The 15065-nt window shown below is 57.5% G+C and carries 11 protein-coding genes; 10 read left to right on the top strand and 1 reads right to left on the bottom strand.

Features of this window, described 5'->3' with window-relative positions:
* Positions 1-16 precede the first annotated feature (16 nt).
* From B7E11_RS10125 to B7E11_RS10110, 4 genes are all read left to right on the top strand, one after another.
* Positions 17-1372 carry a response regulator transcription factor gene (locus B7E11_RS10125; RefSeq protein ID WP_080833991.1) on the top strand — a complete coding sequence of 452 codons (1356 nt, stop codon included), beginning with the start codon at positions 17-19 and terminating at the stop codon, positions 1370-1372.
* 95 nt (positions 1373-1467) lie between these two features.
* Positions 1468-2775, top strand: coding sequence for an ABC transporter substrate-binding protein (locus tag B7E11_RS10120; protein ID WP_080833989.1), 1308 nt, complete (start codon positions 1468-1470; stop codon positions 2773-2775).
* Positions 2776-2863: 88 nt separating this feature from the next.
* Positions 2864-3757 carry a carbohydrate ABC transporter permease gene (locus B7E11_RS10115; RefSeq protein ID WP_176220680.1) on the top strand — a complete coding sequence of 298 codons (894 nt, stop codon included), beginning with the start codon at positions 2864-2866 and terminating at the stop codon, positions 3755-3757.
* Between the two features lie 2 nt (positions 3758-3759).
* Entirely contained in the window at positions 3760-4587 is an 828-nt protein-coding gene (locus B7E11_RS10110; protein ID WP_176220679.1) for a carbohydrate ABC transporter permease, read from the top strand.
* Between the two features lie 180 nt (positions 4588-4767).
* Here B7E11_RS10110 and B7E11_RS10105 read toward each other — a convergent pair whose 3' ends face one another.
* Positions 4768-5412, bottom strand: a complete 645-nt coding sequence (locus B7E11_RS10105; protein ID WP_080833983.1) for a GntR family transcriptional regulator — start codon at positions 5410-5412, stop codon at positions 4768-4770.
* Positions 5413-5791: 379 nt separating this feature from the next.
* Between B7E11_RS10105 and B7E11_RS10100 the strand changes: the two genes are divergently transcribed.
* The 6 genes from B7E11_RS10100 to B7E11_RS30615 all read left to right on the top strand — a co-directional run bounded on the left by B7E11_RS10100 (position 5792) and on the right by B7E11_RS30615 (position 15064).
* Complete coding sequence (locus B7E11_RS10100) at positions 5792-6676, top strand: transporter substrate-binding domain-containing protein (RefSeq protein WP_080833981.1); 885 nt, start codon at positions 5792-5794, stop codon at positions 6674-6676.
* A 21-nt stretch (positions 6677-6697) separates the two neighbouring features.
* A complete protein-coding gene (locus tag B7E11_RS10095) occupies positions 6698-7408 on the top strand; it encodes an amino acid ABC transporter permease (protein ID WP_080833978.1) in 711 nt (236 codons plus the stop codon).
* On the top strand, positions 7341-8063 hold the full coding sequence (locus tag B7E11_RS10090; protein WP_080833977.1) for an amino acid ABC transporter ATP-binding protein: 723 nt from the start codon (positions 7341-7343) through the stop codon (positions 8061-8063). Before B7E11_RS10095 ends, B7E11_RS10090 begins: the two co-directional genes overlap by 68 nt.
* 132 nt (positions 8064-8195) lie before the next feature.
* On the top strand, positions 8196-9377 hold the full coding sequence (locus tag B7E11_RS10085) for an ornithine--oxo-acid transaminase (RefSeq protein WP_139787185.1): 1182 nt from the start codon (positions 8196-8198) through the stop codon (positions 9375-9377).
* Positions 9367-10320 (top strand): arginase, encoded by a 954-nt coding sequence (rocF, locus tag B7E11_RS10080; RefSeq protein ID WP_080833975.1) that lies wholly within the window; start codon positions 9367-9369, stop codon positions 10318-10320. The genes B7E11_RS10085 and rocF overlap by 11 nt, the downstream gene beginning before the upstream one ends.
* Before the next feature lie 337 nt (positions 10321-10657).
* Positions 10658-15064 (top strand): M20/M25/M40 family metallo-hydrolase, encoded by a 4407-nt coding sequence (locus B7E11_RS30615; RefSeq protein ID WP_080833973.1) that lies wholly within the window; start codon positions 10658-10660, stop codon positions 15062-15064.
* Position 15065: the final 1 nt, after the last annotated feature.

Below are 15065 nucleotides of genomic sequence, written 5' to 3'. Positions count from 1 at the left end.
CCCCCCGGACGTCGTCGTGACCGATATCCGGATGCCGGGGCTCGACGGGCTGGAAACGATCGAGCGGCTGCTGGCGTCGGACGAAGGCGTCGTTTGCCTCATCCTGAGCGGATATGACGAATTTCAATATGCCCGAACGGGCCTGCGGCTTGGCGTCAAGGATTTTTTGCTGAAGCCGGTTCCGACGGAAACGCTGCTCGCCAGCGCGGAGCAGGCGCTGCGCGAGCGGGAGGAACGATTGCGTTTCCGGAGACGGAGCGAAGACGCCGCCTGGGTGGACGCGATGACGGGGGCTTCTTCCCCCGCCGAGCGAAGCCGGCTGCTCCCGGAAGGCAGCTGGAGCACGCTGTGGCTGCTGCTGGAAAATTGGGACGGCCCGCGCGCATGGCCGGACCGCGACATCCGGGAGCTGGAAGCGGAGGCTGCCGCGCTCGCGGGCGGCTCGGCGCGCCTGCTTCGCGTGGAGCCGCGGCTGCTCGCGGCGGTTTGGCCGGCGGCGGAGAAGGGGAAAGCGCAGGCCGCGCGGACGGCGGCGGAGCTCCACCGGCGGGCCGGACGGACCGGGACGGCGCACGGGGCGTTCGTCGCGGAGCGGGGGAACGGCGATGTGCTGCGGCCCGCCTACTTGCGCGCCATGAAGATGCTGGAGGAGACGCTTGCGATCGGCCATCCGACGTTTGCGGGGGCCGGGGGCGAGGGAACGCAAGCCGCGAGCGACTGGAGCGGCTTCTGGGACGCGGCTCGGCTGATCGAAGCGTATGTGCGGAACGGAAGCCGGGCCGAAACGAGCAAGGGAATCGACAAGCTGCTGAAGGCGCTGCACGAGCGGAAGGCGACGGCGCGCGAGGCGAAGACCCAACTGGTGAATTTGTTTTATGCGCTTCAATACAACTTGGCTTCGACCGCTTCGAACGCGGGCGTTGCCCAGGCCATGGATACGGAATCGCTGAACGGCCCTTTGCGCCGCGCCGTCCGATATGCGGAGCTGAAGCCCTGGCTGGAGGGATGGATTTCGACGCTGATGGAGCGGGAGGGCGGGCGGCCGACGGCCGACACGCGCCATCTGGTGCAGCAATTGATCGGGCAAGTAAAGCTTCATTACGGAGAAGGCTTGTCGCTGCAGGAGTTCGCCTCCCGCCATCACATCAGCGTCGGGCACATGTCCCGCCTGTTCAAAAACGAGACGGGCGTCTCTTTTTCCGATTATTTGACGGATTTCCGGCTGGAGAAGGCGCGAAGCCTGCTGCTCGAGGATCGGCTTAGCCTGAGCGAGATCGGCGCCATGGTCGGCTACGAGGACCCGAAATATTTCAGCCAGCTGTTCAAGAAAAAATACGGCGCATCCCCGAACAAATGGCGCATGGAAAAATAATCCCCCCCCAATACGCAAAATCGTCCGCATTCAAGGGGGAGCGGAAGCGCTTATAATGAGCAGCGGAAGCCAAATTCAAGGAGGTACGAACCGCTATGCAAATCAGAAAAAAAGGGGCCGGTCTCCTGGCGCTGGCGCTCGGGTTCGCGCTCGTTGCAAGCGCTTGCGGATCGAACGGAGAAGGCGGAGCTTCGCCGTCCGCGGCGGGCGGAAGCCCGTCTTCGTCCGCATCGGGAAAAACGGAAACGGTTACGCTGAAAGCGTATACGACCTCGGGCAGCGAAAAGGAAGCGCTCGACCAGTTGAACCAGAAGTTCAGCGAAGAGAATCCGAACATCAAAATCGAGCTGGAGGTCGCCCCGGAGGATCAATATTCGACGGTCATCAAAACGCGTCTCGCGGCCGGCGACGCGCCGGATTTGTTCACCGTCTGGCCGGGAAAAAAGAAGGATCCGTTCGCGAGCGCCGGCTACCTGCTGGACCTATCCGGGGAAAGCTGGGTATCGAGGCTGCCGGACTCGGCCAAATCGGTCGCTTCCTATGACGGCAAAGTTTACGGCATGCCGGCGGATCAGCACGTCATCGGCGTCATTTACAATAAGGCGCTGTTCAAGGAACTGAATCTGGAAATCCCCAAAACGTGGGAGCAATTTCTCGATACGGCGAAAAAGATCAAGGACGCGGGCAAAATTCTGCTTGCGGTCGGCTTCAAGGACCTGTGGATTACGCAGCTGATCGCGTATCCGATGATCGCGAATTCGATTTACGCGAATACGCCGGACTTCGACCGGCAAATGTACGACGGCAAGGCGACGTTCGCGGACTCCGCGTGGAAGCAAACGATGGAGGATTACGTGGCGCTCAAGGAATACTTCAACGACGGCCTGATGGGCACGACCTACGACCAGACGGCGCAGCTGATCGCTTCCGGGCAAGCGGCGATGGTCGTCAACGGTTCGTTCATGATTCCGAACCTGCGGGCGCTGAAGGAAGACCTGGACCTGGGCATGTTCCCGCTCCCGTATACGGACGGCAGCAAGGAAGCGTGGATTTCCGTCGGCCCGGGCGCGTTCTGGGCGGTCAACGCGAAGACGGCTTACCCCGAAGAGGCGAAAACCTATTTGGAATTCATGTCCCGGCCGGAAAACAACCGGATCTGGCTGAACGGCAAAAAAGCGTTCCCGGTGTTTACGGACGCCTCGGTCGAGCTCGACCCCGCCCTCAAGGATATGGAGCCGTACATGAGCGGCGGCACCTACCCGTTTTTGGACATCAACTGGCCGGCTGGCGTTCAGGATACGCTGTTCACGGAAATCCAGAGCGTGTTCTCCGGAGGGGAGAGCATCGACGGCATGCTGAAGAAGCTGGACGAAGCCTTCCAGCGAAACAAGGATAAGGTCTAAAGAGAGAACGGAATAGGCGAAGGACAGCGGCGCAGGAATCCGCCGGACGCGGCGCGGCGCTGTCCTTTTCGGGATGGAGGGCGACCGTATGGCAAGTCGAAAAAGAACGGGCAAGCTCGCGTTCAAAGCCTCGGACCTGCTGTTTCTGCTGCCGGGCTTGCTCGTTTACACGATTTTTCTCAGTTATCCTGCGCTTAGCAGCTTCTACTACAGCATGACCGACTGGAACGGGCTGTCGCCGGAATTGTCGTTTATCGGATTGGACAACTTCCGGCGCTTGTGGGCGGACGACGCCTTCTGGCGCACGCTGCGCAACACGCTCGCGTTCGCGCTCGGACTCGTCGTTTTTTTGAACCTTATCGCCTTTTTGGCCGCCCTGGCGCTGGACGGAAACGGACGGATCCGCAAGACGCTTCGCGTGCTCTTCCTGATCCCGACCCTGCTCAGCGGCTTGTCGATCGGCTATATGTGGAGCTATATGTACTCCCCGATTTTCGGGGTCATCAATTCGGCGCTCGACGCGGTCGGACTCGGCGCGCTCAAGCAGGACTGGCTCGGAGATCCGAAGCTGGCGTTGCCGAGCGTCATCTTCGCGCATATGTGGCAGTGGACCGGCTTTCATATGATTATTTTTCTCGGGGCGCTGCAAAGCGTGTCCAAGGAGCTTCTCGAAGCGGCGGAAATCGACGGCGCGGGTCCGTGGAAGCGGCTGCTGAACGTCACCGTTCCCCAGGTGCGGCCGGCGTTTACGGTCAGCGTCATTCTGGCGACGATCGGAGGGCTTAAAGTGTTCGACACGATCATGATCATGACGCAGGGCGGGCCGGGCGGCGCGACCGATTCGCTCAGCACGCTTCTGTACCGGATGGCGTTCAATTTCAACGACATGGGCTACGCTTCGGCCATCGGGCTCGTCATGCTGGCCTTCATCATGCTGATTTCATACGCGCAGCTTCGCGTGCTGCGGGCGGGAGGCGAATGACGATGACCGCAAAAGGCTGGATAGGCGGAGTCCGCCTCGTTTTTTTGGCAATTTGGTCGGTCGTCGTGCTGGTGCCGCTCTGGATGCTGCTGTCGATCGCCTTCAAGACGCCGTCGGAGTTTCTCGAAAATCCGTTCGGCTTGCCGGCCTCGATCCGGCTCGACAATTTCGTCTCCTCCTGGACGCAGGCCTCGCTCGGCCTTGCGCTCGGCAACAGCCTGCTCGTCACCGCGATCTCCCTCGCGGCGCTCGTGCTGTTCGGCTCCGCGGCGGCTTACGCGCTGGCGCGCGGCAGCTCCCGGATCCACCGGGCGCTGTATGCATACTTTTTGCTCGGCTTGATGGTGCCGTTCCAGATCGCCATGATCCCGCTGTACAAAGTTTTCCGGACGTTCGAACTGATCAACAAAATTCCGGGAGGCGCCCTCGCTTACGTGGCGGTGACGATTCCGTTCGTCGTCTTCCTGTTTTTCGAATTCGTCCGCGCGCTGCCGGCCGATCTGGAGGAGGCGGCGTCCATCGACGGCTGCGGGCGCGTCCGCGCGTTCGCGCTGATCGTGTTTCCGCTGCTGAAGCCGGTTACGGCGACGGTCGTCATCACGAACTGCATCAGCATCTGGAACGACTTCATGGTTCCTCTGCTGTTTTTGCAGAAGTCGTCGGTCCGCACGATCCCGATCGCCATCTATTCCTTTACCGGCGAGTACAACAACCAATGGCCGCTCATTTTCGCCGGCGTCGTCATCTCTTCCCTGCCGATGGTCATCGCCTTCCTGCTGCTGCAAAAGCAGTTCATCAAGGGGATGGTCAGCGGCGCGGTCAAAGGGTGAGCGGCGGGCCCCCGGATTTCCCGGACCCGTTATCCGTGCGAATTGAACTCCCTCGGGTTCTTTCCGAAGGGAGTTTTTTTCGTTTCATTCGCTATAGGCGCTTTGTCGGCGCCGTTCAGGGGAAATAAAAAGACGCCCCGGGACACGCGGCCAGACAAATGGCCGCGATGTCGGCGCGTCTTACAGCATTTCCGAGTCGATGATTCGCCAATGGTATTTCAGCAAGGCGTCGAGGGCGTCTTTATCCTTCGCGCGAAAATGTTCGAGAATTTGGTGGTGCTCGTTGTTCACTTCTTGAAGAACCCTGGCCATCCGTTCCTTGTCTTCGCTTAGGTAGGACTGGCGGATAAAGCTGTTCTTGAGCAGATGCAGCGTTTCGATCAGCGTAGGGTTATCGCATTTTTGGATATAGACTTCATGGAAGCGGTATTGATCGTTGTAATAATGAGAAAAGTCGCCGCGCCGGATGTCCTCGTCGATCTTGACGGCAATGGCGGTCATTTCGGCCATATCCGCATCGGCGAGATGCTCGATCGCCAACGAGGCGGCCAATGCTTCCAAAGAGCCGATGATTTGGGAGACGTCGAGTTTTTTCTTGGCATCGAGCGGTTTTACGATAAAACCTCTTCTGGGAATATACTCAAGCAGATTGTCCGAGGTCAGTTGAAACAGCGCTTCGCGGGTCGGCGTCCGGCTGATGTCCAGCTTTTTGCAGATTTCGGCTTCGTTTATTTTCTGGTTCGGCAGAAGGGCCCCGTCCTGGATTTTATTAACGATATAGTTATAGACATGGTCCTTCAAGGATTGATATCTAGGAGCCTGCAAACAGTTCCCCCCTTAAGCCGATATGCGGCATGTTGTCCAGCTTTCGGCCCGCTTTAAACGGCGGGAAACCGAAAGGGAACCGACAAGTCGCTTTCCGTTCGTCTTTTGCCCCAGCAAACAGGCAAAATCAATCATGATAAATTCTAACATCGGCATTGCATATTTTCAAGAAAGGAGTTTCGATCATGAATGTTATGTTTATTGACGTTAATTAGTAGGCAATTGCATGAATTGCATATTTCTGTTGTCGTAGCCGAGAATGGATGTTATAATATTTCACATACATAATAATTATATTGTGTATTGTATATTGTATACAAATTTGAGGATCGAAAGGATCATCTCAAAAAAACGGGATCGAATGGGAGAGATGGAAAAGATGAACAAGATGAAAAAGTTGCTCCTCACGGGCATCGTATCCGTAATGGCGATCGGCGGCCTCGCCGCCTGCGGCAACGGCAACAACAATTCGGGAGGCAGCTCGTCCGCGGCTCCGTCGGCCTCGGCGACTTCTCCGTCTACCGCGAGCGCCTCCCCCGCGGAGAGTTCGGCTCCCGCTTCCGAGGCCGCCTCCAAAATCGTGCTCGGAACGAGCGCGGACTACGCCCCGTTTGAATTCCACAAGCTGATCGACGGCAAGGACACGATCGTCGGCTTCGATATCGAGATCGCCAAGGAGATCGCCAATGATCTGGGCGCGGAGCTGGAAATCCAGGACTCCGATTTTGACGGATTGCTGCTGGCGCTGGATACGGGGAAAGTGGACTTTGTCATTTCCGGCATGAATCCGACCGAGGATCGCAAACAGCAGGTCGATTTTTCGGACATTTACTATAATGCATCGCAAGGCGTACTCGTCAAAAAAGAGGCCGCCGATCAGTTCAAGACGCCGGCGGATCTGGAAGGCAAGAAGATCGGCGTGCAAAAGGGTTCCATCCAGGAAGGATTGGCCCAGGAAATCGAAGGCGCAACGCTCACCTCGCTCGCTAAAATCCCGGAGCTCGTCATGGAGCTGACGACCGGACGGGTGGACGCGATTATTCTCGAGCGGCCGGTTGCGGACCAATATGCGAGAACGCAGGCGGACACCGTCGTGTCGGATGTCGTCATCGAACAGCCTCCGGAAGAAACGGGCTTTGCGATCGCCGTCAAAAAAGGCAACACGGAGCTGCTTGACAGCATTAACGCCACGCTGAAACGCCTGATCGAGAACGGAGACATCGAACGCTTCGTCGTGGAAGCAAACGAACTGGCAGGAGAATAACGATCGGATGGAGCGGCGGTAATGGATTTTTCTTTCCTTCAGGACTATTGGCCCATGTTCGCGAAGGGGGCGTGGATGACGCTGAAGCTGTCGTTCTTCGGCGTTCTTCTCGGCACGCTGTTCGGCGTCCTCTTCGCGCTCATGCGCATTTCGCGGATCTGGATTCTTAAAGCGGTCGCCTCGATTTATATCGAGGTGATTCGGGGAACTCCTCTCTTGGTGCAAATTCTGGTCATCTATTACGGTCTTACCGAATTCGGCATCAACATGTCGGCTTTCATGGCCGGGGTAACGGCTCTTACGATCAACAGCGCCGCTTACATGGCGGAAGTGTTCCGGGCGGGAATTCAAGCGATCGACAAAGGACAGACGGAGGCGGCCCGCTCCCTCGGCATGCCCAAAGGCATGACGATGCGGTATATCGTGCTGCCCCAGGCTTTTCGCAATATGCTTCCCGCAATCGGCAACGAATTCATCATTATTCTAAAAGACTCCTCGCTCGTTTCTACGGTCGGAATCGCGGAATTGCTCTACAATGCACGCACTCTGCAAGGTTCGTTGTTTTTGCCCTTTGAACCGTTAATCGTCGTGTCCGTCTGTTATTTTGTCATGACTTTTACGCTATCGAAACTGCTCGGCGCGCTGGAGAGGAAGTTGAGTAACCGTGATTCAAGTTCAGGGATTAAAAAAATCTTTCGGAAAAAACGAGATTCTGAAAGGCATCGACTATGAGATCCGCGGCGGCGAGGTTGTCGTCATTATCGGACCGAGCGGCTCCGGAAAGAGTACCTTTCTGCGTTGCTTGAACCGTCTCGAGGAGCCGACCGCCGGCGTTATCCGGTTTCGCGGCCGCGAGGTAACGGGCAAGCAGTCGGATTTGAACGAAATTCGCCAGAAAATGGGCATGGTGTTTCAGCATTTCAACCTGTTTCCCCACATGAAAGTGATCGACAATCTTACGTTGGCCCCGCGAAAGCTGAAAAAGATGAAGCCGGCCGAAGCCGAGAGCGTCGCGCTCGATTTGCTGCGCGCGGTCGGGCTGGAGAACAAGAAAGATGTTTATCCCGACAGCCTGTCGGGCGGCCAGAAGCAGCGGATCGCCATTGCGCGAGCGCTCGCGATGCAGCCGGACGTGATTTTGTTCGACGAGCCCACGTCGGCCCTCGATCCCGAGATGGTCGGCGAAGTGCTGGACGTCATGAAAGGCTTGGCCGAGCGGGGCATGACGATGGTCATCGTTACGCACGAAATGGGATTCGCGCGCGAGGTCGGCGACCGGCTGCTGTTCATGGACGGCGGTCTCATCGTGGAAGAGGGCGAGCCGAAGGCCGTATTCGCCGATCCCGCCCACGCGAGGACAAAGGAGTTTTTGTCCAAGATTTTGTAGCTCGAAAAATGGGTTCGGAAAACGGCCGGGAACGCGCACCCCGGCAAAGGCGATCTCATACTCTACATTGTATATTGTATACAAATCAAGGCGCGCAAAAGGAAGTGTTCCCGCTTGATATCGCAAACGCAAATGATGGAGAAGTCGGAACGGTACGGCGCCCGCAATTATCATCCGCTGCCCGTCGTCGTCGCCAGGGCGGAAAGGGTTTGGGTGGAGGATCCCGAAGGGAACCGTTACATGGACATGCTTAGCGCTTATTCCGCCCTGAATCAAGGGCATCGTCATCCGAAAATCATAAGGGCGCTCAAGGAGCAAGCCGACCGGGTGACGCTGACTTCCCGCGCCTTCCACAACGAAGCTCTGGGCAGCTTTTGCGAGAAGCTCGCCGCATATGCCGGAAAACCGAAAATTTTGACGATGAACACGGGAGCGGAAGCGGTGGAGACGGCAATCAAGGCCGTTCGGCGTTGGGCTTACCGCATCAAGGGCGTCCCCGCCGGGAAGGCGGACGTTATCGTTTGCGCCGGCAATTTTCACGGAAGAACGATAACGGCGACGTCCTTTTCTTCGACGGAAGAATACAAACGGGATTTCGGACCGTTTACGCCGGGCTTCACCGTCGTGCCCTACGGCGATCTTGCGGCGTTGGAACAAGCGATGACGCCGAATACGGCGGCTTTTCTCGTCGAGCCGATCCAGGGCGAAGCGGGCATCGTGATTCCGCCGGACGGATATCTCGCGGCCGCCTACGAGCTCTGCTCAAGCCGCAACGTTCTGTTCGTCGCGGATGAAATCCAGACGGGCTTCGGACGAACCGGCCGCAAGTTCGCCTGCGACTGGGAGGGCGTCGTCCCCGATGTGCTCGTGATGGGCAAAGCGCTCGGCGGCGGCGTCATGCCGATTTCCGCCGTAGCGGCGAACGACGAAATCATGGGCGTTTTCGAGCCCGGGTCGCATGGCTCCACCTTCGGCGGCAACCCGCTTGCCTGCGCGGTCGCGACCGCCGCCCTGGAAGTGACGGAGGAGGAAGGGCTGGCTGAACGGTCGGAGCGGCTGGGGAATTTTTTTATCGAACGGTTAAGGGAGTTGCGCAGCGAGAACATCCGCGAAGTCCGGGGACGGGGGCTGTTTATCGGAGTGGAGCTGTACGGCGAGGCGCGTCCCTATTGCGAGAAGCTGATGGCTCGCGGCTTGCTGTGCAAGGAAACCCACGAAACGACCATTCGCTTTGCTCCCCCCCTCGTCATCGAACAGCAAGAGATCGAATGGGCTTTGGAAAAAATCCGGGAGGTGCTGAGCGATGGCGATTGAAAAAACGGCGGCAAGCGATCCGTCCGCATGGGCCGGCACGGACGCCCGGGAGAAAAAAGTCCGTCTTATACGCGTGCCGTTTTGGCTGGGAGGAGGCCGTTCGGGCGTCGAGTTCGGACCGGAAAGCATCATGAAAGCCGGTTTGCTGGCGCAATTGAAAACGATCGGCATTCGGCTCGTCGGCGACAGCGAGGTCGAATGTCCGAGACATCCGCTGCAGGAAGCGGGAGAAGGCAAGGTGAAATATTTGCCCGAGGTGCGCGAAATGAGCCGGCAGGTCAGCGAACACGTGTCTAAAGCCGTCTCCGCGAATTTTTTCCCGCTTATTCTCGGCGGGGATCACAGCATCTCCATCGGCTCGCTTGCCGGGCTGACGCAGCATCGCCGCAATCTCGGCGTCATCTGGTTCGACGCTCATTGCGATATCAATACGGAGGAAACGACCCCCTCCGGCAACATGCACGGCATGCCTCTCGCCGTTGCCCTCGGCAAGTCCAGGTTCAAGCTGTCCGATATTCCGAACGCTTCGCTGATCGGCAAGGAGAAGCTTGTCATTGTCGGGGCGAGGGATATCGACGAAGGCGAAAAGGAACTGATCCGCTCGGAAGGCATCGCCTGTTTCACGATGCACGATATCGACCGTTTCGGCATGAGGGCCGTCGTCGAGAAAGCGATAGCCATCGCCTGCGAGGGAACGGACGGCGTTCATGTAAGCTTCGATATGGATTGCCTCGATCCGCTCGAAGCGCCCGGGGTGGGAACGCCGGTTCCGGGAGGAATCAATTACCGGGAGGCGCATTTTGCGATGGAAATGCTGGCCGAAACCGGTCGGGTGACGTCGATGGATCTGGTGGAGGTGAATGCCGTCCTGGATTACAATCGGCGAACGTCCCGATTGGGCGTGGAGCTGATCGCTTCCTTGCTCGGCAAACGAATTTTGTGACAAGCGCAGCCTCAAGCCCGCAGCAGCGGGGGAGCGGCGGCTGGATTTTTTATGGAACATTCATGATGGAAGCCGGCGAACAAAGGAGCATTTTGACGAAAGTTCTTAATAAATAAGATATGGATACGCAAGTTATTGTTGAAATGTAAAGTCGATGTTATACTACCTAACAAAATATAATATACAAAATATAGTATATGGTATTTTGTATATTATATACATAGACAAGCGCAGATGACGGGATTTGGAGGGATGAAGGATGACATAGATGGGTTTTGCAGCTGGAGAACGTCTTCTAATCTATCATTCGTCGTCATAATAAAAAAGGAGGAACACCATGTTCAAGAAGAAGGCGACCAACAAACTGGTTTCCCTGCTGATGGCGCTCCTGCTGCTGTTCTCCGCGGCAGCTCCGACGGTCTTCGCAGAGGAAACGAACGGAACGGAGGCAAGTTCCGTTGCCGAGTCCGTCTATGCGACGGAAACCGGCGAATCGGAAATTTCGCTTGCCGCCCAGGCGGAAACCTCGCTGCTGCCCGGTTCCCCGGGGTATTTGGCTTACGAGTTCCTGGAATATTTGTCTTCGACAATCGGCACGCGCGTCGCCGGCAGCGTCCAGGACGTCTACGCCCGGGATTATATCGCGGAGCAATTTGCCGCGATGGGGTTGGACGTTGCGAGACAGGATTTCAGCTACACCCGTTCGGGCACGACGGTGCAAACGCAGAATATTGTCGCAACGAAGCCCGGCGCTTCCCCTAAAGTCCTGATTGTCGGAGCGCATTTCGATTCCGTCAGCGCCGGAAAGGGAACGGACGACAACGCTTCGGGCGTAGCCGTCATGCTCGAGACGGCGAAAAACGTAGCGCAGCTGCCGACGCCGTACACGGTCAAGTTCGTCGCATTCGGGGCCGAGGAGCAAGGCTTGCGCGGGTCGAATTATTACGTTTCCCAGATGAGCGACGAGGACAAGAAAAACACGGTCGCCATGATCAATCTTGACAGCCTGGCCGTCGGCGATCACATGTATATTTACGGCGGGGCCGGCGAGCAAGGCTTCGTGCGCGATCAGGGGCTTGCCATTGCGGAGCGCCTCGGCTTGAACCTTCAAACGAACCCGGGGATCAATCCCGATTATCCGGCCGGAACGACGGGAGACTGGAGCGACCATGCCCCGTTCAAAAGAGCCGGCATCCCTTATGGCTACCTTGAAGCAACCAACTGGACGCTGGGGGATTTGGACGGGTACACGCAAACCGAGCAGGACGGGGAAATTTGGCATACGCCCAAGGATAATCTCGAGTACATTTCCGCCAACTATCCCGGACGAATCGAAGAGCGGTTAAGCACGTTTACGCAAGTTTTGACCCATCTCGTGCTGGAGCTCGAGGTTCCGGTTCAGGAACTGCAAGTAAGCACCGACAAGGCGTCCATGACCGAAAAACGGACCATCGACGTCGAATTCCAACTGCTCAACGCCTCGACCTTGAACGATTTGCAATGGACGTTCGGAGGCAAGCCGCTGTCGGAATGGAAAAGCTGGAGCACCTCTCCCTCTCCCGCCGGCTATAACGGAGCTCCATTCATTTATTTGGAGGAGCCGCCGACCGTTAACGGAACGACGGTAACCGCGAAGGTCACCTTCGACTTGGTCTACGGGACAAGCAATCTGTCCGGATCCTTCCGTTCCCGGTATCCGGCGCTCATCGGAACGTACGATCTGGCCGTGCTTGACGGCGCAGGGGAAACGATCGCCAAAGCCCCCGTCAAGCTGAACGTATACGACGATTACCATACGTACGACGAGATCAAGCCGGCGATCGACGCCATTGCCGAAAGCCCCGACCGGGTGGACGGACGGTATGCGGAGTACAAAGTCATCGGCAAGTCCGGCCAGGGCCGCGATATCCACTTCTCGATCGTGGCCAGGGACAAAGCATCGGTCGACCAGTATTTGAACGAAACGATGCCGATGATGCTCAATAACCCGGAAGCCCTTCAGGAGAAAGTAAAAAGCGGTTCGCTCGGCGACTATAAAGTGCCGATCTGGATCAACAATATCCATCCCGACGAAGCGCCGGGCGTGGACGCCATCATTACGATGTTCGATACGCTGCTTACCGATGAATACGTAACGTACGAAACGACGGACGCTTCCGGCACTCCGCAAACGGTTGTGCTGGACATCGACAAGGCGCTCGACAACGTCATTTTCCTGCTCGATTATACGGAAAACCCGGACGGACGCTATTTGAACACCCGCGCGAATGCGGCCGGATTCGACCTCAACCGGGATAACTCCTATCAGACGCAGCCGGAAACGCAACAGGTGATGGAAGAGCTCGCCAAGTGGACGCCGCTCAGCTTCCTGGATCTGCACGGTTTTGTCGGCGAATTCCTGATCGAGCCATGCACGCCGCCGCACGATCCCAATTTCGAATACGACCTGCTGATCGACAACATGCTGGAGCAGGCGAACGCGATGGGCCGGGCCGGGGTGGCCAACACGAAGTACGATTCCTATTTGATTCCGTACGAAGAGCATCAAAGGGGAACGGATTCCGGCTATGCAACCGGCTGGGACGACGCTTCCCCGGCTTATACCGCCGTATTCGCCATGCACCACGGCGCGCTGGGTCACACGATCGAAATTCCGGAGCTGAACCAGGATTCCGCGGATGCCCTATATTACACGCTTCTGGCCGCGACGAATTACGTCGTGGAAAATAAGGACAAGCTTTTCCTGAATCAGCTTGAAGTGTTCAAGCGGGGCATCGAAAACGAAGACAACCGTAACGTCGACCAATATCTGATCAACGCTTCCGACGAAGTAATCGGTCGCCCGAGAGGCGAGCACGAAAACTTCTTCCCGGAATATTACGTCCTCCCGGTTAACTCCGAGCTGCAGAAGAATCCCGTGGAGGTTTATAAAATGGTGCAGTACCTGCTTCGAAACGGAGTCAAGGTCGAACAAACGATCGAGCCCGTCGCGTTGGAGGGCGTTCCCTATCCGGCCGGTACCTATGTCGTCAACATGCATCAGGCGAAACGCGGGTTTGCGAACCTTGTGCTGTACGACGGGATCGACGTTTCCGATTTTTCGGCGATGTATTCGGACATCATTCAGGATTTTCCGGTAATGAGAGGCTTTGATCTCGTCGCGGTTCGTCAATCGGGCGTATTTTCGGGAAGGACGAGCCAGGTGAACGCCGTATCCGTTCCGGAAACGTCTTTCCCCGGCAACTCGACGCATTACATTATCCGCAACAACGGCAACGCGGCCATTCAAGCGGTCAACGAATTGATCGCGGCCGGCAAATCCGTTACGCTTCTGAGCGAGGGCGGGGAAGGATACGAAAAGGGCGACTTCCTCGTATCCTATGCGAACTTGAAGGGTCTGAAAGCGAAATATTTGCTGACTCTCGTTCCGTTTCCGGATGACGGAGGCAAAGAAGGCAAAGTGCTGAAGGCGCCCGTCGTGGGCACTTCCGACCGGGTAACCGATTTCGTGCTCAGACAGCTCGGATTCACCGTTTCCTCCGACGCGTCTGCAAGCGGCGTATTGGTCAATTCGGTCAACAAGAACGAAATTCTGGCCGGCAAGCCGTACGTCGGCTTCGGCAGAACGGGCATGAACGCCTTGAGGAACAACAGTCTGCTGACGGAGGAAGGATTCGCCTTCACCTCCCAAAGCTCGTACGAAGGGCTGTACAAAGCCGTTTTCGCCCAGGACAACGTCATCACGGCGCCATACGCGGAAACCGATTATTTGTACACGAACACCGGCTCATACATTACCTCTTTGCCGGAAGGCGCAATCGAACTGGCGCGGATCGGAGACGGCGAAGATTTCTTCAAGGCCGGCTGGTGGCCGACCCGCGACAATGCGAAAGGACAATATGCAGGCTTCCTGTATAAGCAAAACGGCCTTAACATTACCGTATTCGCTTCCGATTCCTTGAACAAGGATCATCCGCAAGCCCAGTTCCGCCTGCTGGCCAATGCCATCTACGCCGCGGCTCCGGAGCTTGGGGAAAACGAAACGATGGACGACGGCGTGACGGAACGCCCGTACAATTATAATCCGATTCCGACGAATCCGGGCACGCCGACGAGTCCGGAAACGCCTGCGGATCCGGAAGCGCCGGCCGAGCCGGAAACGCCGACCGACCCCGGAACGCCTGAGCCGCCCGAGTTCAACGATCTGGACTCCGTGCCTTGGGCCGCGGACGCCATCTTGGAACTTGCGGCCAAAGGCATCGTGAACGGAGTCGGCGACGGCACCTTCGCGCCTCAACGCGAAGTCACCCGCGCCGAATTCCTGGCGATGCTGATTCGGGCATTCGATCTGCTGGACGAAGAGGCAACCGTATCGTTCGGCGACGTGAGCTCGTCTTCGTGGAGCTATCCGTATATCGCCTCGGCGGTCAAGCTCGGCCTGGTTCAAGGGGTAGGCGGAGGCAAGTTCGATCCGGCCCGTCCGATTACCCGCGAGGAAATAACCGTAATGGCGGCCAACGTCCTGAAGTTTGTCGCCGGCGCGCAAACAGCCGACGGCGAAGCCGCGCTGAGCAAGTTCAAGGACGGCGGCAGCATCGCTTCCTTCGCCAAAGAAGCCGTCGCGCTTCTGACGGAGAACGGCGTCATTACCGGCGTCGGCGCGGACCTGTTCCTGCCGAAAGGCGTGGCAAGCAGAGCCCAGGCTGCCGTCGTGATCAGCCGACTGCTGAACCTGAAGCTGTAAA

Source organism: Cohnella massiliensis, assembly GCF_900169535.1.
Classification (GTDB): domain Bacteria; phylum Bacillota; class Bacilli; order Paenibacillales; family Paenibacillaceae; genus Cohnella; species Cohnella algarum.
This window is presented reverse-complemented; position numbering and strand designations above follow the sequence as displayed.

Bases quoted from the DNA above. Each gene is read 5' to 3' on its own strand.
- B7E11_RS10115 (WP_176220680.1), top strand. From the start codon at position 2,864: ATGGCAAGTCGAAAAAGAACGGGCAAGCTCGCGTTCAAAGCCTCGGAC.
- B7E11_RS10110 (WP_176220679.1), top strand. From the start codon at position 3,760: ATGACCGCAAAAGGCTGGATAGGCGGAGTCCGCCTCGTTTTTTTGGCA.
- B7E11_RS10085 (WP_139787185.1), top strand. From the start codon at position 8,196: ATGATGGAGAAGTCGGAACGGTACGGCGCCCGCAATTATCATCCGCTG.
- B7E11_RS10100 (WP_080833981.1), top strand. From the start codon at position 5,792: ATGAACAAGATGAAAAAGTTGCTCCTCACGGGCATCGTATCCGTAATG.
- B7E11_RS30615 (WP_080833973.1), top strand. From the start codon at position 10,658: ATGTTCAAGAAGAAGGCGACCAACAAACTGGTTTCCCTGCTGATGGCG.
- B7E11_RS10095 (WP_080833978.1), top strand. From the start codon at position 6,698: ATGGATTTTTCTTTCCTTCAGGACTATTGGCCCATGTTCGCGAAGGGG.
- B7E11_RS10120 (WP_080833989.1), top strand. From the start codon at position 1,468: ATGCAAATCAGAAAAAAAGGGGCCGGTCTCCTGGCGCTGGCGCTCGGG.
- rocF (WP_080833975.1), top strand. From the start codon at position 9,367: ATGGCGATTGAAAAAACGGCGGCAAGCGATCCGTCCGCATGGGCCGGC.